Annotated in this window: 14 protein-coding genes; 8 read left to right on the forward strand and 6 right to left on the reverse strand. The window is 61.1% G+C overall.

The window, feature by feature from the left end; translation table 11 throughout:
• Positions 1 to 13: 13 nt before the first annotated feature.
• Genes R3F00_RS09145 through R3F00_RS09165 form a run of 5 tightly spaced genes read right to left on the reverse strand, consistent with a single transcriptional unit; the run spans position 14 to position 7,319 of the window.
• Positions 14 to 2,923, reverse strand: a complete 2,910-nt coding sequence (locus tag R3F00_RS09145; protein ID WP_371281472.1) for a hypothetical protein — start codon at positions 2,921 to 2,923, stop codon at positions 14 to 16.
• Positions 2,920 to 4,155, reverse strand: coding sequence for an SH3 domain-containing protein (locus tag R3F00_RS09150; protein WP_371281473.1), 1,236 nt, complete (start codon positions 4,153 to 4,155; stop codon positions 2,920 to 2,922). Before R3F00_RS09150 ends, R3F00_RS09145 begins: the two co-directional genes overlap by 4 nt.
• Positions 4,155 to 5,087, reverse strand: coding sequence for a carboxypeptidase regulatory-like domain-containing protein (locus R3F00_RS09155; protein ID WP_371281474.1), 933 nt, complete (start codon positions 5,085 to 5,087; stop codon positions 4,155 to 4,157). The genes R3F00_RS09150 and R3F00_RS09155 overlap by 1 nt, the downstream gene beginning before the upstream one ends.
• A complete protein-coding gene (locus R3F00_RS09160; protein ID WP_371281475.1) occupies positions 5,065 to 6,249 on the reverse strand; it encodes a serine protease in 1,185 nt (394 codons plus the stop codon). Before R3F00_RS09160 ends, R3F00_RS09155 begins: the two co-directional genes overlap by 23 nt.
• The gene (locus R3F00_RS09165) at positions 6,246 to 7,319 is read right to left on the reverse strand and encodes a DUF2235 domain-containing protein (protein ID WP_371281476.1); all 1,074 of its coding nucleotides are present in this window, start codon (positions 7,317 to 7,319) and stop codon (positions 6,246 to 6,248) included. Before R3F00_RS09165 ends, R3F00_RS09160 begins: the two co-directional genes overlap by 4 nt.
• A 451-nt stretch (positions 7,320 to 7,770) precedes the next feature.
• On the opposite strand from R3F00_RS09165, the gene R3F00_RS09170 reads away from it, so the two are divergent.
• Positions 7,771 to 8,262, forward strand: a complete 492-nt coding sequence (locus R3F00_RS09170) for a transposase (RefSeq protein ID WP_371281477.1) — start codon at positions 7,771 to 7,773, stop codon at positions 8,260 to 8,262.
• Between the two features lie 204 nt (positions 8,263 to 8,466).
• Here the strand turns inward: R3F00_RS09170 and R3F00_RS09175 are convergent, their stop codons facing one another.
• On the reverse strand, positions 8,467 to 8,742 hold the full coding sequence (locus R3F00_RS09175) for a hypothetical protein (RefSeq protein WP_371281478.1): 276 nt from the start codon (positions 8,740 to 8,742) through the stop codon (positions 8,467 to 8,469).
• Between the two features lie 481 nt (positions 8,743 to 9,223).
• On the opposite strand from R3F00_RS09175, the gene R3F00_RS09180 reads away from it, so the two are divergent.
• The 7 genes from R3F00_RS09180 (at position 9,224) to R3F00_RS09210 (ending at position 18,251) form a co-directional block, all read left to right on the forward strand.
• Positions 9,224 to 9,481, forward strand: coding sequence for a hypothetical protein (locus R3F00_RS09180; protein ID WP_371281479.1), 258 nt, complete (start codon positions 9,224 to 9,226; stop codon positions 9,479 to 9,481).
• 323 nt (positions 9,482 to 9,804) lie between these two features.
• Positions 9,805 to 11,880 carry a tetratricopeptide repeat protein gene (locus R3F00_RS09185; protein ID WP_371281480.1) on the forward strand — a complete coding sequence of 692 codons (2,076 nt, stop codon included), beginning with the start codon at positions 9,805 to 9,807 and terminating at the stop codon, positions 11,878 to 11,880.
• A 295-nt stretch (positions 11,881 to 12,175) separates the two neighbouring features.
• Positions 12,176 to 12,697, forward strand: coding sequence for a molybdenum cofactor biosynthesis protein B (gene moaB, locus R3F00_RS09190; protein ID WP_371281481.1), 522 nt, complete (start codon positions 12,176 to 12,178; stop codon positions 12,695 to 12,697).
• A 172-nt stretch (positions 12,698 to 12,869) separates the two neighbouring features.
• Entirely contained in the window at positions 12,870 to 13,658 is a 789-nt protein-coding gene (gene ppk2, locus R3F00_RS09195) for a polyphosphate kinase 2 (protein ID WP_371281482.1), read from the forward strand.
• Between the two features lie 902 nt (positions 13,659 to 14,560).
• Entirely contained in the window at positions 14,561 to 15,304 is a 744-nt protein-coding gene (gene tfpZ, locus R3F00_RS09200; RefSeq protein WP_371281483.1) for a TfpX/TfpZ family type IV pilin accessory protein, read from the forward strand.
• 169 nt (positions 15,305 to 15,473) lie between these two features.
• Entirely contained in the window at positions 15,474 to 16,226 is a 753-nt protein-coding gene (locus R3F00_RS09205) for a pilin (protein WP_371281484.1), read from the forward strand.
• A 102-nt stretch (positions 16,227 to 16,328) separates the two neighbouring features.
• Positions 16,329 to 18,251: a hypothetical protein gene (locus tag R3F00_RS09210; RefSeq protein WP_371281485.1), complete on the forward strand. Its 1,923-nt coding sequence runs from the start codon at positions 16,329 to 16,331 to the stop codon at positions 18,249 to 18,251.
• Positions 18,252 to 18,279 lie beyond the last annotated feature (28 nt).

Genomic DNA, 18,279 nt, shown 5'->3' on the forward strand with positions numbered 1-18,279 from the left:
ACGGCAAACATTCCTAGCTGGACAACAACCAGTCGGCGTCGCCGAAACCGACCAGGCACAGCGGCATCAGTTCGCCATCCAGCAATGCGTTTCGCTTGAGTTCCCGCAGCGTTTCTCCGATGCGGCGTGTCTGCACCGGATCGACCAGCGTCAACCCTTGAATCAGGCGTGCGGCAACGTCAGTGGCATCATCGGCCAGCACCGTGGCGATCGTGCCAATGACCGCCGCGGCTCCGCGCATCGTGAACACCGCCACCGGGTTCGAGTAGTCGTCACCGGTACCCGCCATGTCGCAGCCGAGCAAGGCGACGAGTGGTCGCTCGCCGGCTTCGGCGTCGGCACGAATATGAGCCGCGGTAATGCCAATCGTCTTGATGGCCTGGCCACCGATCTCGACCGTCGCGCTGAATCCCGCACCGTCGGAATGTGCCAGCGCAATCAGCAAGGAAGGCTTGTGCTGGCCGACCAGGGTTGCCCACTCTTTCCAGTCCTTTGCCTGGCTCGCATTGAGGTGTGCGGCCGCCATGTTCTGCAACAACGGCGCGAGACGCTCCTTGTTGACGTTGTTGCTGAAACCGAGCACGGCATTCCCCGAAATCTTCAGCGTGTCACGGCCGTCGACCGCTGCCGACTGCACGCCCACCTCGCCTTCGTTGGCCAGGTTCGCCTGCAAGGCATGACGCTCGATGACTTTGCTAAGCCCCCAGAAGCCCATCGGACAGAAAGACTTCGCGCCATGCTCGCAACTCCCTGGACATTTGCCGGCGGCAACCGCTTCTCGCCACTTGCCGCACGGCTCGGCATCATCGTCGGGTGGATCCAGCGCATAGATGAATTCAAACGGTATGACGATGGCATCGCTGCGCGTGCTGACGATCTGGATCAATTCGCCGTCAAGCACTTTCCTGCCCTGGGCAGGGGCTGTCATCGCACCTTGCGACTCGACCAGATAGAGATGCAGGTAGCTTCCGACTTGAGCCAGCTTGCGCACCAGCGCCCTGCCCTTCTCGCTGTCGAGTCCACCAGCGTAGTCCCTGGCTGTCCTTGCGAGTCCGCTCAGCAACTTGTTCAGATCAGCGACGGTCTTCTCGACAACACGCAGGTTCGATAGCCATGCGCGATCGCCAACCATGCCCTGCGCAGTCGGTTGATGCACACCGGCATGATTGAGCACGAAAGCCAGATCGAACGGTCGGCGATCAAGATTCGACAGGTTCGGCCTGACCTGGAGCACGCGATCGAGCGTGGGCGCAATGGCTTCCACTGGCGGCGAGTAGGCAAGATGCACGCTGGCGCGCAAGGCAGCCGTCTGAATCACCCGACCGCGATGCAGGACACTGATGCGGCCGTTGAACAGGCCTGCCTGCTCGGGCGTGAACCTGAAAGTACAAACCGTGCTCTTGCCGAAGCGTCGCAGGACGATGTCACCGTGCAGCGGTTGCGGGATGTAGTCGGGTTCGGACAGCCAGACACTGAGATCCCATTTCTCCAGTTCCTTGGGCAGCGCGGCTTCCGGAAACGCATCGGGCATCGCGTTCGCTTCACGATCGGGCGGGCCGATGAATATTTCGAGCAAGGCCGGCTGCCCGACCACGAAACCGTGCACGGCCGGCTTTCGTTCCCCGTTCGCATCGACAAAGGCCTTTTGCTGAAGAAAGCGATCGGATGACAGGGTGGATTCCGCACGATCCAGTTCTTCAGCGGCTTCAGCCAAACTGCTTGCGGCGCCGGATTCGTGATCGTAGGGGGCTTCGAAGCGCTCGAAATCCGGAAACTGTTCTGTATCGAATTCCTGGTCGTCACCCGCCAGTGCTTCCAGCGCATCTCCCGCACCGCCACCCTCATCGGCGCCAGATTCTTCTGCATCGCCGCCCAGCGACTCGAGTCCACGCGTGCTCGGTTCCGGTTCGGCTCCAACCGGCTCCAGCCTGGCTGCTCCCGGAGCGGCCGGACTTGGTGGCGGCACCCTGGAAATGACCGCATCGAGCACGTTGCGCACGGCGGAAGGCAAGCGACTCTGGCGCTTGAGCGTTCGTGTTCGCGTCAGCAAGCGTCCGGCGACCTGCTGGATGGTAAAGCGCGCCAAGGCATCGCCCAGTACGATCAGTGCCGGCTGCGGTAACCCGGCGAACGAGAGGCAGGCAGCCACATCGACGCGTCGGGCGTGGGACAACTCCTCTACGAGACGATTGAGCCGTCCGGGCAGATCCGCGCCGACTGCAGACTCGACAACGACAATGCCGCCCGCATGCGTCGCCTGGACCAGGTGATCAAGCACAACCATGTCATCCGCCAGCCAGGGCCTTTGCTGGCACCACACGACAAGATTGGCCGATACCGCCCCGCCCTGCAGTTGCTGTTTGACGTCGTCGAGTTCTCCGCTCAGCAGAAGCACATCACAGCTGAAACAGACAACGTGTTCACCGACGATTCGCGCAAGTCGATTCGACGGCCACAGCGCCGTCGCCTGCCTCAGAACTTCCTGCTCCTCCGCCTGCAGCGCGGCAAGGCGCAAGGGCCAGTCCGGCATTCGTTCATGTGCCGAATCCAGTTGCAGACTGGTGATGGGGGACAGGCTGCCCAATGCCTGCAGCCATTCACCGAACGGCGCCTCCCTGGGCCAGGCGCTAATCCGTAGCGGCGCCTTGTCCAGACGATCGCCTATTACGGCATTCCAGTCGTCCACCCAGGCATGCGGCGCAAAAGCCTGACAGCGTGTGGCGAACGCGCCCTCAAAGCCCGGCTGCGACCAGCGCAGTTCCTGCGTGTGCAAGGCATCGGACCGAACACGCCTGAGCCAATCGCGCGGATCGCCCGATTCCGGCTGCAGAACGGCCGTCGTCCCCAGCGCACGCCACGCGCGGGCGAAGGCGGAATTGTCGAGCTCCGCTGCCCAGTCGCGCCATTGCCGGAAGTGGTTCAATTCGGTGTCTCCTCGGTGCGTGCGCTCTGCGCTTCTGCGGACAGACGCCGGGCAAGGCTGGAGCGTCGCTCATCGCCGAGCACGCGGAACAGCGCGACCAGGTTGTCCAGCACTTCGGTGTTGCGCGGATCATCCTGCGAGGCTTCGGCCAGCCCGGTGGCGATGCGGCGCACGATGGCATCGTCAAGCCGGATATCGTCGTAGGGGCGGTCACGATGCTTCTGCAATTCGGCAGCCAGCTCACTCAGCGCAAGAAAGTCGGCATAGGGCGCGCCGTAATCCTCGGCCCGCCCGCCATCCCAGCGCGTGAGATACTTTTCGCCCGGCCAGAATTCCTTCTTGCGCAGATTGCCGAGGACGACAAGCTGACGCGAAACGATTGTCGTGTCACGCGACAATTCATCGGAGACGGTCGGTGCCGGTCCGCCGGTGGAGAAATTCAGCAACGCGCCGACAAATCGGGCGGTGCCGAGCAGCTTCTCGCACTCGCGCGTGCATTCGCTGGGCTTTTGCACCCAACCCGCCTTGCCATCAACAACGAGTTTCGACCAGTTGCCCCGCGTCTCCGCCACCGACAGCGCCGAATATCTGGAAATGCGTGCGGTGACGTCTGCGCTCGCCTTCGGCGACTTCCTGGCGAGGTTGCTCGAGCGTGCCATCGCAACCAGGGTCGTGCCGAATTCCTGCGGCATGCGCACGTGCTGGATCTGCATGCGCGTGGGCGAAATCCTCGCTCTGAGCGTTTCGCCGCCCATGGCCCGCGGAAGTTTCAGCGACCAGGAAAACGATTCCTCGACCAGCGTTTCCGGCAGCTGGGCCTGCACATCAACCACGATCGAATCTCCATCACGCCGAACCACGCCCCAGATGGCCAGGCTGGCCTGCTGGGCACGAACCACCAGGTCGACCTTGTCGAAGTAGCTCTGCGGATGCGCCGGGGTCGGCTCGAGCGAACCGTAGTAGTTGAGGATGCCCAGGGATTTGAGCCCGCTGCGCAGCAGCACCTCGCGTGCGATCAGGGTTGATACCGCGCTGCCCAGCCCGGTGCGATCCGGATCCTCGAACTCGAACACGGCGATGCGATAGCGCGCATCCGGCAGATGCAGCGGCGGCGCATTGCCGGCGAGGACGCTGTCGATATCCTCGTTGACATCCACGCCGACGATTGCATGCACGTCCGCAGCGACGGCGAACAGGAAAGCGCCAAGCAGGATCATCCAGATGCGAGTCATCACAGCAGCCCCCTGTTCGGCAGCGCGGCCTTGCACTCCTCGCGGAGCTCGGACAGCCGGTCGGGCAGATGGCCGAGCATGCGTTCGGAGGCCGCAATCAGGTCGACGCACTCCTGTGGCTTGTCCGAGAGCTTGTAGCCGATGGCCAGCGCGGTGAGCACTGCCGCGTTCGCCTCCGGTGCAAGCCGCGCCATGGTCGGATCGTCCAGATCGACATCGGTACTGGTGGCGGTCAGTGGTGCCAGCATCACGCCGTGACCATCGGCAACGGCAATCTGGACCTTCACCTTGATCGGATCGGGACTGGTCACAAATCCGCCGACGTAGGCATCGGCTCCCAGCAGGCGCGCAAACCTGCCATAGCGCTCGGGCACCTTTGGCTGGGCCGTTCCGCAAGGGAAGATGCCCGGCTGTTTTGCGGTGACGAAATCGGCCTTCTGGATCTGGGTGAGCAGGTCGTAGCGCAAGGTATCGGCGATGCGTGCGGAAAGATCCGGATCGGGTCGTCCCGGTGCGGGCCGGAAATATCCGACGATCACGGCAGGCCGGGATTTCTGGATGCAGGCAACGACGCCTTCGGGCAGAAGGCTCAAGGCGTAGCTGACTTCGGTGGGCTTGCCGTTCTCGATTTCCACGGTGCGCGACTCCGCGCGAAATCCGTCCAGGCTGGCCACGACTTCGAGCGCTTGCGAGCCCGGGCCCGCAGGCGCAGGGAATTGCAGCTGGAACCTGCCTTCATCATCCGTCAGCACGCTGGCTTCGACTTGCGCACCGGCGATGACTTTCACTTCAGCACCGCGAAGCGGCTCATCCGTTGCGCGATCCAGTACGCTGCCAATCAGCACGGTGGTGCTGGGGGCCGGGTCATCGCCACACCCGACCAGAAGGGCGAAGACGACGCATACCCAGCTATTGCGGTGCCAGTTCGACATGGGCCTCCTCCAGTTCATGGGTCGCCGGCGCGGCGGGACATCCGCTCAAGTCGATCGCCTGTGATGCAGCATCGTCGAAACGCAGGCTGAGCTGCCAGTTTTCTCCAGGTGACATGCCTGCCAGCGTGATACCTGCCGCACCACCGGGTGACAGCGGCCGGGATTCCGTCTTCCCGCTCTCTCGGCGGACGTCGACAACGCGGGCGGTCTTTCCGCCCGAAACGGGTTGCACCCTGACCTGCAGCAGGCAGTCGCGCGGACGAAGCATCCACCAGCTTGCGCCTGCGACCAGGGCAAGGACGAGCAACGCGATGGCCGCGCGACGGATGCCGGAAGGTATCTGCACGGTTTTCGTCGGCGTGGTCGGGAACGCGTTGCGACGCGTGTCGAGCGCATCGCGGATATGCGAGGCGGCGATCGCGTTGCGCTGCATGGCCATGTCGTCGGCGGCACGATGCAAGCCGACCAGCGCACCTGATTGGTCGAAGATGCCGCCGCCACTCATGCCTGGCCGGGTCTCGTCGACACCGGAAAGACTGAGCATGCCGGCTGCAGGCGTTCGCTCCTGGCTGAAGGGCCCGGTAGCGAGGTTTTCGACGATACTGCCGTTCACCCAGATACCGGTGCCCGCTGCGTGTTTGCTCAAGCCGGCACCGCCCGGATAGCCGACGATCCAGACGCTGTCGTCTTCGTCGATCTCGCTCCAGCGCAGCGGTCGCCCCTGCTTCTGGAATGCCGGATCGTCGATATCGAGCAGGACCCAGTCATTCGGCGCGTCACGCAGCGCGTCCGGCAATGCATCCGGTCGGCCGCCGCAGGGCGACAGCGGACTCAGACTGGCGCGGAAGATGTCCGGGTGATCGCCACAGCGGCGCTTGTCCCTGTAGGTACGCGTATAGCCCTGGCCGGGACGCCAGCACAGTATTTCCTCGTAGACGGCGCCGCCCCAGTCGCCCGTTCCGGGAACCTTGCGGCGAACCACATGCGCACAGGTCAGAAGATAGCGACGTACCGTTCCTGGCTGATCACGATGTTCGATTTCGACGAGCACGCCACTGCCCATGGATGCCGCGTCTTCTGAGGCGAAATCCTTGCCCGGGCTGCAGGTTCGGGCCTCGATATACCAGACCCTTTGCCTGATATCTGGAGGGGCTTTGCTCACGACGGGCGTCCGCGCTCTATCCTCGTTGTGTCGACGATGCGGACATTGCCGCTGTCGAGATAGCGTTGAAGGTTATCCGGCCGGTAGTGGCAATTCGCGTCCTTGGATCGATCGACGGCGGACTTGTGCACGGCCTCGCCATCCTCGCGATGCGCGCCGATCTCACGGATGTTCCGACCCATGGCCTTGTAGGCCATGGTCATCGAGTCTTTCACTTCCGAGTGATAGACCGGCGCAAAGAATTTCAGGTAGGCCGCATTGAATTTGAGGCCCAGGGCCTCGGCCTTTTCGATGATCCAGTGCAGGGCTTCGTTGGCAAGTCCGTCCGGCGTGTAGCCGCCGCCGATATTGCTGTGGACGCCGGCGAACCAGGCCTGTTCGAGCTGACCCTGCCAGTCTGCCGGCCGCTTCCAGAGATCAGGAGCGAACGGCTTGCGTTGTTCGTCGATGGCCAGTGCATGAAAGGCATTCTGGATATGCCCGTTCAATGCGATGTCGTGATACTTGTACTTGTTTCGATTGACCACGCGCCCCAGGAATCCGGGTGCGCCCAGCGAACCGACCGTATCCCAGACCCCGATCATGCGTATCGGAGGACATTCCCGTCGGACCTTCACGTTGTGGAAGATCTGCTCCCAGCGCGGTGTTCCGGCCGTTTCGTTCGATTCGTAGGCCGCATAGACATCGGGCACGTAGTAGTCGTCTCCCTTGTCCAGCAATCCGACCCGATTCATGAAGCCGGCCAGGGTACGCACGGTGAAGGCACCGCGGCTGAATCCGAACAGATAGATCTCATCGCCTTCCTCGTAGTTGTAGCTGAGGAAGCGGTAGATATCGCGCACATTGCGTTCGATGCCGCGACCGAAGGCCCCGCCGGTCACCTTGTCGAGCCCGCCGCTGGTGCCGACCCCTTCATCATAGAAGACCACCTGGTCCACGCCATCGCCGCCGCGAGGCAGCACGGCGCGCGCCAGTTTGGTCACGTTGGTGGGACGACGCTTGCCGGTGTCTTCGTCCAGCTGGTCTCGCACGTTCCAGGTGCCATCTGCGCAAACAACGATCCGTTTCATGAGTTCCTCCCGGCCCGATACACCCCTCGACTCCCGTCGAGAAATCGGTCAAATGGCTGATCCGAAAACGCGAAACATTCTACCGTCTGGAATATACTTTTTCCACACACAAGTCAATCAGGCCAGCCGGAATTTGCAGCCTGAAATTTCATCCAGAACGCAGGAGATTTATCGGGGTCTATGCTTTTCGGCACGCAAGGACAAAAGCATCGCCCTTGACGGGCCTCCTACGCGGCTGCGGAACAGTGGCGCGGATACCAGTGCGCATGGCGGTCCTTTTGATTCAACTCCGCGTCGGCAGGCCGGGAATCTTGTCGCTGTAGGAGGCCCGTCAGGGGCGATGCTCTTCGACACGATTCGATTCGCCTGAAAGCAGAATCGAGTCGATTTCCTACACGATATTCCGAATCTGGCCATGCCACCCGTTGTCACGGATCTGGATCATGGACAGATGATCAGGCAACACTATCCAGCAAGAGGCAGAGCCCGGCTACGGCAAGGTCGCAGCAGCGAAACGGGACGGATCTATCTGGTCACTTTCACCACCCGTGATCGCTTTCCGTTGTTCACCGACTGGTCGATAGCCACCGTGTTCGCCAGGACATTGACGAATCGGCTGCTGTGGAGAGCGTCCCGCCTGCACTGCTGGGTGTTGATGCCGAATCACTGGCATGGCCTCATAGAACCAGGACCGCAAGACACTTTGTCCACGCTGGTCGGAAGGATCAAGGCCTGCACCGCTCGCGCGGTGAATCAAGCACGTGCGACGACCTCGAGCGTCTGGGCGGACGGATTCCACGACCATGCGGTTCGCAAAGAAGAAGACGTCGTCGATATGGCGCGCTACATCGTCCTGAATCCTGTAAGGGCCGGGATGGTCGATCGTGCAGGCCTGTACCCGTTCTGGGACGCAATATGGATTGGTGCAGGGCGCGCGCCTTGATGGTTTCAGCGCCACTCTGCATCGCAATTATCCCGACCGAATCCAGCCGGGGCACGAAAGCATCGCGACATTTCCAAGTCACCGCAGGAGGCCCGCCACGGGCGAGGCTCTTCAACACGTTTCGAAAGGAGCATCGACCCTGTCGGGCCTTTTACGAAGAAGAACCGGTGAGCGGCAGAGTGCAGTGATTTCGTCCAGACGGCATCACGCAACCTTGTTTCGGGTTTCGCCCTTGTTGCGGATCTCGTTCTGCCGGTCACGAAAGCGTTGCAGGGCTTCGCCCAGGGCTTTAGCGCGATCGCGGAACTGCAGCATCTGCTGGCGAGTCTGGATCACGCTGCGGACCAGGTCGGCGCGCTGGCGGAGCTGGTCTTCGGTCATGGGCATGTCGAGTGGCGCAAGATCCGAGCAGATCGATCCGATGGCTTGCAGCGAAGCCACGGCGACCTTGGCATTTGCGGATGCTTCTTTCATTGACATGATGGTTCTCCAGAGCTCTTGCGCACGGGTAATCGTCTTTCAGGAAACGGTTCGCCATGCGGGTTCGCGAATGCATGATTGCCCTCTGGCAGTCGCTACCGATCGGCATGAACCTGCAACGCAATCCCGTCCTGGCCTTAAGGCCTCAACGACGGATTTCATTGACCGATTCGATTCTGATCCGCTGGCCTGAACACCACCTAATCCGCAGTGCTCCACGCTCGGGAAGTGCGATGCGTCCGACACTTTTTCTGCACAGGCAGCGCACAGCTGAACAGGGAGCGTGTCCGGGTTAACTGTCCCTTCACATTCGCGGCCGAAAATGGGCGCTGTCAACAAAGGTGAACAAGGGTCGAGTGAACAGCTTAAGTTCGTCGAACTTGCCTATGGTTGCACTCGATTCGATCTTTCGTAACCGATCCGTTCATTGACGATAAGACACACTTGTCTAAGCAGGCGAACCTGGAGAAGAAATTTGAACGTGACAATCCTCTTCGGTGACCGGGAAAGGAAATGCTCCCTGGACGAAATCGTGCAGCGCGCGCACGCCGCGGTGGACGCCGTCATCGAGCCGTTGCGTGCATCCTCTCCCTCCTCGCAAGATACAGGACCGGTGTGGCACGGCGTCGCCATGCAGATCGACTGCCGCGAAGACTCCGAATATCAGCAGTTGTTGCGCGCCATCGAGGTCAACTGCGCCCTGCGCCGCATCGCAGTGATGGGTGTGCGTACGGCTTGATGGGTGATTGGAGGATTGGCTTGTCAAACATCCGCCCTGCGCAAGTGTCGTTCGCGCAAATCGTTTAATAGATCTGAATGAACGTTCTGTCATGGTCAGGGGCCGAAGTCGCACATATCTAGCGGCGGGTCTCGGACGCACCTGCTTTTCGCGGCGTCTAGAAAACACGAGCAGGCGGGTCTGAGACCCGCCCCTACAAAGCCCGTTACTGCAACATTTTCGACACGAACGACCGGCCGGCGCCGGGGCGATGAAACAACGCCGTGCGTGACACTGCTCGTCAGCTTCGCTAATTTGTGCGATTGGCCTGATCGCAGACACTCGTGGACCAGCAGCTCGACAGCATCGCCCAACTGATTGGCCAGGGTCGCCCCGACCTTGCCGCACAACAGGCTGCTCAGTTGCGCGCCCAATATCCCGACGCATCGGAGCCGGCACGGCTGCACGGGGTCGCCCTTCTCAGCATGAACCGGGTCGACGAAGCGGTGGCCACGCTGGAAATTGCGCAACGTCTGGATCCGAAATCGATCGAGACCATTTGCAATCTGTCCAGTGCATTGATGGCAAAGGGCGATGCGCAAGCCGCACTGATCGTTATTGAATCTGCCCGCCTGATCGCACCCGCGCACCCGGCCGTGCTCAACGGCCTTGGCAACGCGCGACGCGCGGTGGGCGATGCACAAGGTTCGCGCGATGCCTACTTTGAAGCGACCCGGGCTGCACCGGCCTATCTCGGTGCCTGGCTGAATCTGGCAGCGGCCGAACTGGCACTCGGCAAGGCTGGCGAGAGCGAGCGCATCCTGCGCATGATCCTGAAGCAGACCCCGCATCCGCAGGCCCTGTTGCTGCTGGCGCAATCGCTGGTCGCGCAACAGCGCCTGGACGAGGCAGCCAGCGTCTGCCGGGAAGGCGAACGCCTGGCCGCGGACGACGCCCATTTCCCGTATCAACTCGGGCAGATTGCGGACGAGCAAAAGCTGCCGGAGGATGCCGCCCGGGCCCATGCGCGCGCTGTCAGCCTCAATCCCGGGTTGACCGGCGCCCTCGCCCAACTGGTCTTCATCAAGCGTCAGCTTTGCGATGACGAAAACCTCGAGTCACTCTCCAGCCGCTTGCGCGCGGCCGTGGCTCAGGGCGCTTCCGACATCGCACCGTTCGGTTTCCTGGCCGAACCGGCCAGTGCAGAGGAACAACGCCAGTGCGCCCGGCAATTTGCCGACGGGCTCGCACGCCGGGTAGACCCGATTCGGAGCCGGTCGCATTTCACGCATCGCCGCCGACAAGCCGGCGAGCGCCTGCGGGTCGGCTTTGCCTCGAACGGCTTTGGCAACCATCCGACCGGATTACTGACCGTCGCCTTTTTCGAGGCACTGGCGCAACACGACATCGAAACGCATCTGTTCGCGACTGCGCCCGCAGACGGATCGCCGGTGCAGGAACGCCTGCAGCACGCCGCCAGTCACTGGCACGAGCTTGGCGGATCGACCTCGCGGGCCATGGCGGAATCCATTGCCGCAACGGAGGTTGAGATCCTGGTCGACCTGCGCGTCTGGGGGGGCGGCAACATCAGTGATGCGCTGGTGTTGCGTCCCGCCCCGGTGCAGGTCAACTGGCTGGCCTATCCGGGGACGTCGGGCGCAGACTGGATCGACTACGTGATCGCCGATCGTCAGGTACTCCCGGCCAGCCTGTGCCCGCATTTCTCCGAGCAGGTCGCGTGGTTGCCACGCTGCTTCCAGCCTTCGGATCCCGGTCGAAGCGTGGCCGAACCCCCGTTACGCAAGCAATGTGGCTTGCCGGATTCAGGCACCGTCTACGTGTGCTTCAACAACAGCTACAAGCTGGATCATCGCAGTCGACAGCGCATGTTCGCGATCCTGCGCGCGGTGCCCGATTCGGTCCTTTGGCTGCTGTCAGGACCCGGCAACAGCAACGATCGCCTGCGCGACATCACCACCGTGGCGGGGGTTGATCCGCAGCGGCTGGTTTTCATGGACAAGCTTCCACATGCCGACTACCTGGCCCGCTATCGACATGCCGATCTGTTTCTGGATACCAGCACTTACAACGCGCATACGACCGCTTCAGACGCGATCTGGGCCGGCTGCCCGGTACTGACCACCGCCGGCGAGACTTTTGCCGCCCGCGTGGCGGCCAGCCTCAATCATCATCTCGGCTTGCAGGAGCTCAACGTTCCTGATGATGATGCCTTCATCGAGACGGCCATTCGCTTGGGCCAGGACCGCGCCGCCCGCGACCAACTGCATGACCGGCTCGCCGAGCGCCGACACGCCAGCGGCCTGTTCGACATGCATGCCTTCGCCGCAGATTTCGCGCAGCTGCTGGAGAGGATGGCCGACCGTCACCGCCAGGGGCTCCCTCCGATGGCACTGACCTGAGGCAACGTTGACGCAGCCGTCATTCCAGCGAAGGCTGGACTGCGGAGGCAGGATGCCGGAACGAATATTCGCGTAGCGAATGGCCCGAAGGGCTTGCTGCAGGAGCAGCATGCAATCCAGTTCTTTTTCTTGTATCTGCAAATCAAGCGCAAACCGGATCTCGGCCAGACCAGCCATCCGGCCGTTGGGAAGCGCTCCCAGCCTTCGCCGGGATGAAGCGCCATTGAGTTAATGCCGTTCTGCTCTCGCTCCCTCCCCTATCGACTGAAACCGGCACTCAAGCTAGGCTCGGACCATGAACGCCAAAGCCGAACTGATTCCGCTGACACTCTGTGTCCTCACCGTGTCCGATTCCCGGACCGCGGAGAACGACAGCTCGGGCGACTACCTGGTCGACGCCATCACGTCGGCCGGGCATCTCCTGCACGAGCGCGGCATCGTCAGGGACGATCGCTACCAGATGCGCGCCATCGTTTCGCGCTGGATAGCCGACGATCGTGTTCACGGCATCCTGATCACCGGCGGCACCGGCTTCACCGGCCGCGATTCGACACCGGAAGCCATCGAACCGCTGCTCGACAAGCTCATGCCGGGTTTTGGCGAAATGTTCCGTGCCATCAGCATCGGGGAAATCGGCACTTCGAGCCTGCAATCCCGAGCCTTTGCCGGACTTGCCAACCAGACTTTCCTGTTCTGCCTGCCCGGCTCCACATCAGCCTGCCGAACCGCCTGGGAAAAGATCATCAGCAGTCAGCTGGATGCGCGGACGAAGCCCTGCAATCTCGCCGGCTTGCAGTCACGCCTCGGGGAGTCGTGAACCCACGCAATTCTCGAGATCAAATATTCCTTCGTAGGGGTGGGTCTCAGACCCACCCGCTCTTTTTTCAAGGATCTCCCGAGAAGCGGGCGGGTCTGAGACCCGCCCCGACGAAAGCCAATTCCACGGCGTCCTGACAACGCATCAACTCCAATGACCCAACAGGATCACCATGAAACGCAAGGACTACGAAAAGGCCATCGAGCCCCTCTACACCGAACTGATCAATCTGCAACGCTGGATCGTCGAAACCGGGCAGCGGGTGGTCGTGGTATTCGAAGGGCGTGATGCTGCCGGAAAAGGCGGCGTGATCAAGGCCATCGAGGCCAAGCTCAACAATCGCCACGTGCGAACCGTGGCCCTGCCCAAACCCAACGATCGCGAAAGCACCCAGTGGTATTTCCAGCGCTATGCCAGCCAGCTCCCGAGTGCCGGCGAACTCGTGCTGTTCGACCGCAGCTGGTACAACCGCGCCGGCGTCGAAACCGTCATGGGATTCTGCACCGAGGAACAGCACGACCAGTTCCTCAGCGACTGCCCCGTATTCGAACGCCTGATCACCAACGACGGCCTGATCCTGCTCAAGTACTGGCTCAGCGTCGATCAGGAAGAACAGGAAGAGCGCTTCCAGGAACGCGCCGAAGACCCGACCAAACGCTGGAAGCTGTCGCCCATCGACATCAAGGCGCGCGAACAGTACGAAGCCTACGGAAAGGCGCGCGACACGATGCTCAAGTCGACCCACACCGAGTACGCACCCTGGTTTGTCGTCGACTTCAACGACCAGAAGCGCGGCCGGCTCAACCTCATCGCGCACCTGCTCAAGCACTTGCCCAAGCGCCAACCCGCCGCCCCCGCAATCGAACTGCCGACACTCACGGGAAAGCCGATGAAGGAACGAATCCCGGATGGCTTTCTGATCGAGGAGGCCTACAGCGAAGCGGAAAAGCAGGACGAATAGCCAGCACCAGCGGCCGCAAATCGCCACCGTAGGAGCCGACTTCAGTCGCGATGCGCCTTTTCCCAATACACGAAGAGCATCGCAAAGCTCGAAGGCCCTTGTAGAGGTGGGTCTCAGACCCACCTGCTCTGCTCCACGCTTTCCGGCGATCAATACGAGAGCGGGCGGGTCTGAGACCCGCCCCTACAAATCCTCTTCTTGCTTCGTCTGACCCACGCCAGGTGCCGTACCCCTTGAGGTTGCAGAAACTGGTGCGATCATTCGCGCGACCCATTCGACACCAAGTTCGCCGACCCCTTCGTCACCCATGCCTGCCCAATAACGCGCAACTTCCGTAGGAGCTGACTTCAGTCGCGATGCGCCTTTTCCCAATACACGAAGAGCATCGCAAAGCTCGAAGGCCATCGTAGGGGTGGGTCTCAGACCCACCTGCTCTGCTCCACGCTTTCCGGCGATCAATACGAAGCGGCGGGTCTGAGACCCGCCCCTACAAATTCTCTTCTTGCTTCGTCTGACCCACGCCAGGTGCCGTACCCCTTGAGGTTGCAGAAACTGGTGCGATCATTCGCGCGACCCATTCGACATCAAGCTCGCCGAACCCTGCGCCACCCATGCCCGCCCCATGACGCGCCACTTCCGTAGGAGCCGACTTCAGTCGCGATGCGCCTTTTCCCAATACACGAAGAGCATCGCAAAGCTCGAAGGCCATCGTAGGGGTGGGTCTCGGACCCACCGGCTCTGCTCCACGCTTTCCGGCGATCAATACGAGAGCGGGCGGGTCTGAGACTCGTCCTTGCGAACACGACTCGTGAATCACCCGGCCCACACCGGACGTCATATCCACTTGAGGTTGAGAAAACTGGCACTATCATTCGCGCGATCCGAATTGAGGAATAGCTTGCATGTCTCGCTGGAAAGCCGCGTCGATTCATCTTTCAATCAGCGCAATAGTTGGACTGCTGGTCTTTGCGCTGTTGTTCCTTGTCTGGTATCCACAGCCCCTGTTTGAAGCCTCTGGTGGGCAACAGCTGATCGTCCTCTTGCTGGGCGTCGACCTTGTACTCGGCCCGTTGCTAACCCTGATCCTGTTCAAGTCCGGCAAGAAGGGCATGGCCCTGGACCTTGGTTTGATCGCACTTATCCAGGGAGCCGCTCTGCTTTACGGCACCCATGTCATCGCCCAGGCAAGGCCTGCGTTTATTGTCGCCGCCATCGACAGATTCAGTGTCGTCTCGGCCAACGAACTCGACCCTGCCGACCTGGCGAAAGGCAGCGCCCCCGAATACCGTTCAATGTCCTGGACGGGCCCGCGCCTCGTCGCAGCCCGACTCCCAACCGATGTCGACAGACTCAATGCCTTGGCTTTTTCCGGCGCCGAGGGCAAGGACATCGAAAAATTTCCGGAATTCTACGTGCCGTATGAACAGGAAGCGGCAGCGCTGCTGAAGAGGGCGAAGAGTGCCGAGTCTTTGCGCAGATCCATCCCTGAAGCGGCACCGTTGCTCGATGCGTGGCTCAGGGATAAAGGCCGGTCAGACTCCGAAATCGTCTGGACTCCAGTCAATGCCAGGCGAGCCAGCCTGATCATGTTGCTGGATGCGACTACGGGCGCAGTGCTCGGGGCCTTGCCGATTGATCCGTGGTAGCGTCAAGGCGGCATTTGTGGATCTTTCGTTTCATCGAAACTCGCGGTCAGCCTGGCGACACGTAGCGGGTCCGGCAGAGTCATGACCGGACTTCAAGAGATTCGCAAGACCCCAAACAAGCAAACGGGACCCTGTTGAAGGACAAGGCCCTGACAATGAATGTCACTTTATGACGCAGCCTGACGACAATGGCTTCGGCGACGATCGACCTGCCTTGGCGGGGGCATTTAAGCAAAAGTGGCCGGACAAGACCCCCGTCACAGTTTCATTCCGAGATTCCAAACCGGACCGCTGCAATCGTGAACAGTGTCAACAAAACAAGGGGAATTTGCCGGAAGCCACCCTTTTGGCACGGATGCTGCTATATCTTGTGCACGCTTCCGGGGTTTGTCGAAGCGGGCGGCCAGGAGAGCCAACCCTGAGTCGACCGACCCGGGAGTCCAGAGGGAAATCCGGATTCACCTTTACTACTTGTATCGAGGGAAACACCATGAACATGAACAAGACCCAAGGCTTCACGCTTATCGAGCTGATGATCGTCATCGCGATCATCGCCATCCTGGCTGCTATCGCTCTGCCGGCGTATCAGGACTACACCATCCGCGCCAAGATGTCTGAGCCAATCGTTGCTGCCGACGCCTGCAAGAACTCGGTTGCAGAGTTCCATCAGAGCCTTGGCCGTCTGCCGGCTTCGCTGGGTAGCGCAGGTTGCAGCAGCAATGCCACGACTTACGTCGCCAGCACGGCCGTCGGCGCCGGTGGCGTCATCACTGTCACCACATCGGCTGATGCCAGCCTCGGAACGGCGGCTAGCACCAACATCGTGCTGACCCCGACGGCAACCTCCGTTGACGCCCCGCTGACCTGGTCCTGCGCTGCTTCGACGACGCCAGACAAGTTCCTGCCGGCCATCTGCCGCTAATAGTTCCATCCGTGTCATTCAAAACGCCGCCTTCGGGCGGCGTTTTTTTTGCCTGCCGGTTCAATCCGGGCCATGCTCCGACCCACCGACTGGAATTTCCGCATGCCATCCAAATCAGAAACCCGATACCTCAGCGCCGTCGTGGCGACGATTGTCCTCTGTCTAGCAGTGTATTGGACCAGTCTGGGTGGCGGTTTCCTGTTTGATGACTACTACAACCTTCTTGACAACGCGGCGCTGCGCGCCATAGGCACTTCAGCTCAGGACTGGATGGCTGTTGCCATGTCATCGGATGCCGGCATGCTCCGTCGTCCGGTGAGCATGCTGTCGTTCGGTCTCGACACTGTCTTGTTTGGCATGAATCCGTGGGCGTTCAAGGCAGTCAACCTCCTCATTCATCTGGCCAATGGTGCGTTGCTCTACCTGCTTGCACTCCGCCTTGTCCCCCGCCTTCCGAGCAATCCCCATTCGGCAAGCCATTCTGACAGTCGATGGGTCGCGCTGTTGATTGCCGCCCTCTGGCTGCTGCATCCCCTCAATGTCAGCACCGTAGCCTACATCGTGCAACGCATGACCGAACTGTCCGCCTTGTTCACGCTGTGCGGATTGCTCTGGTACACCGATGCTCGCCTGCGCATGACGCGCGGAGAGCCTGGCTTGTTGCGTTCGATTGCAGGACTCTGCTTCTTCGGTCTGCTGGCCATCCTGAGCAAGGAGAGTGGTGCGCTGATTTTTGCCCTGGCATGGGTTGTGGAGATCACTTGTTTCCAGTTTGAAACAATCCAACCGAAACAGAATCGAATACTCAAGGCTTTCTTCCTGACAAGCGTCGGACTGCCCTTGCTGCTCCTGTTCGCCTTTGTCGTTACGCACCCCGATTGGCTGAGTCAGGCCTATGCACTCCGGGACTTCAGCCTGGCGGAGCGACTACTGACCGAAGCGCGTGTCCTTTGCCACTACCTGCTCTGGATCATCGTACCCAACCCCGGCTGGATGGCGCTCTATCACGACGACATCGTCATCTCGACGCGATTGCTCGAACCCGCAGGCACACTATTCGCCATCCTGTTCATTGCCGTTGTCATCGCCAGTGCGTGGCTCTTGCGCAAGCGCTACCCGGCCTATTCATTCGCCGCAGGCTGGTTCCTGGTTGGCCATGCCATGGAATCCAGCTTCCTTCCGCTGGAAATCGTATTCGAGCATCGAAACTATTTGCCGATGATGGGTTTGATTCTTGGGCTCGCGGCCTTGATCATTCCGTGGGTCCGCTCCCGGCTCACTCTGCGCAGCACCATGGTCCTGGGTATCGCCCTGACAGCGGGTCTGGCCGGATTGACGGCAGTGCGGACCTTGCAATGGAGCGATCCGCTCACATTGGCCATCGCTGAAGCCCGCCATCACCCTGCTTCAGCAAGAAGTCAGTACGAAGCCGGCAGGGCAGTCATTATTGCCGGCGCAAAGGCAGGCACGCGAGAATCGGCCGACCTGGCGGCACTCCCCTATTTCGAGCGAGCTGCGGAACTCGATCCCGGCCAGATTCATGCCCTGGTCGAACTGATTCTTATCAAGGCCAGTCGAGGGCCGGTGCCGGCGGCCAGACTGGAGGATTTGACGAATCGCATTGCAGCGCTCAGCTACTTCCCGCGCTTGAATCCTTTTCTCGACTTGCTAGTGACGGCGAGCAATCAGCCGCTGTCGCTTGAACCTGAGGCCCTGTCCAGAATGGTCGAGACGGCTCTTGCAAATCCTCGCTTTCCCGCGAAAGTACGCGCCACGATAATGAACAACTATGGTGCCTATCAGTTCAATATCCTGCACGACACGCAGCAAGCCGTGAGTCTGACGCTGGCCGCAGCGGCCGAAGACCCCGCGAACCCCTATTTCGAGTTGAACGTCGCAAAGATCGCATTGGCAGTCGGACAAATGGACGTTGCTCGAGCTCATCTAGACAAGGCGGAGGCGCTGGACAGGAGCCATCGATTCAAAGAGGAAATCACCCACCTGCGAACCCAACTGGGTGACTAGATGGTCTGGCGGCGAGCACCGTATCTGG

It is taken from the genome of Dokdonella sp. (assembly GCF_041395345.1).
GTDB lineage: Bacteria > Pseudomonadota > Gammaproteobacteria > Xanthomonadales > Rhodanobacteraceae > Dokdonella.

Bases quoted from the DNA above. Each gene is read 5' to 3' on its own strand.
- ppk2 (WP_371281482.1), top strand. From the start codon at position 12,870: ATGAAACGCAAGGACTACGAAAAGGCCATCGAGCCCCTCTACACCGAA.
- R3F00_RS09210 (WP_371281485.1), top strand. From the start codon at position 16,329: ATGCCATCCAAATCAGAAACCCGATACCTCAGCGCCGTCGTGGCGACG.
- R3F00_RS09150 (WP_371281473.1), bottom strand. From the start codon at position 4,155: ATGACTCGCATCTGGATGATCCTGCTTGGCGCTTTCCTGTTCGCCGTC.
- R3F00_RS09170 (WP_371281477.1), top strand. From the start codon at position 7,771: ATGATCAGGCAACACTATCCAGCAAGAGGCAGAGCCCGGCTACGGCAA.
- R3F00_RS09175 (WP_371281478.1), bottom strand. From the start codon at position 8,742: ATGTCAATGAAAGAAGCATCCGCAAATGCCAAGGTCGCCGTGGCTTCG.
- tfpZ (WP_371281483.1), top strand. From the start codon at position 14,561: ATGTCTCGCTGGAAAGCCGCGTCGATTCATCTTTCAATCAGCGCAATA.
- R3F00_RS09155 (WP_371281474.1), bottom strand. From the start codon at position 5,087: ATGTCGAACTGGCACCGCAATAGCTGGGTATGCGTCGTCTTCGCCCTT.
- R3F00_RS09165 (WP_371281476.1), bottom strand. From the start codon at position 7,319: ATGAAACGGATCGTTGTTTGCGCAGATGGCACCTGGAACGTGCGAGAC.
- moaB (WP_371281481.1), top strand. From the start codon at position 12,176: ATGAACGCCAAAGCCGAACTGATTCCGCTGACACTCTGTGTCCTCACC.
- R3F00_RS09205 (WP_371281484.1), top strand. From the start codon at position 15,474: ATGACGCAGCCTGACGACAATGGCTTCGGCGACGATCGACCTGCCTTG.